This window comes from Burkholderia sp. BCC1988 (genome assembly GCF_905339895.1).
Lineage (GTDB): Bacteria > Pseudomonadota > Gammaproteobacteria > Burkholderiales > Burkholderiaceae > Burkholderia.
The window spans coordinates 1-557 of sequence record NZ_CAJPHA010000078.1; the positions used below are offsets into that span (position 1 = coordinate 1).

The 557-nt window shown below is 63.4% G+C and carries 1 protein-coding gene; it reads left to right on the forward strand.

The annotated features are described in order from the left end of the window. Positions 1 to 557, forward strand: a 557-nt coding sequence (locus U4012_RS35630) for an aminotransferase class III-fold pyridoxal phosphate-dependent enzyme (RefSeq protein ID WP_321804577.1), incomplete at both ends; no start/stop codon positions are given.

The following is a 557-nucleotide window of genomic DNA, read 5'->3' on the forward strand; positions in this document are numbered from 1 at the left end:
CAGGAACTGCCGTTCTACAACACGTTCTTCAAGACCACGCACCCGCCGGTAATCGAACTGTCGGCGATGCTCGCCGAAGTGACGCCCGCGGGTTTCAACCACTTCTTCTATTGCAACAGCGGCTCGGAAGGCAACGATACCGTGCTGCGTCTCGTGCACCAGTACTGGCGCGTGCAGGGCAAGCCGCAGAAGAAATACGTGATCTCGCGCAAGAACGGCTATCACGGCTCGACGATCGCGGGCGGCACGCTCGGCGGGATGGGTTACATGCACGAGCAGATGCCGTCGAAGGTCGAGAACATCGTGCACATCGACCAGCCGTATTTCTTCGGCGAAGCCCAAGCCGGCGAGACGCCCGAAGCGTTCGGCCTCGCGCGTGCGCAGCAGCTCGAGGCGAAGATCCTCGAACTCGGCGCGGAGAACGTCGCGGCGTTCATCGGCGAGCCGTTCCAGGGCGCGGGCGGCGTGATCTTCCCGCCGTCGACGTACTGGCCGGAAATCCAGCGGATCTGCCGCAAGTACGACATCCTGCTCGTCGCCGACGAAGTGATCGGCGG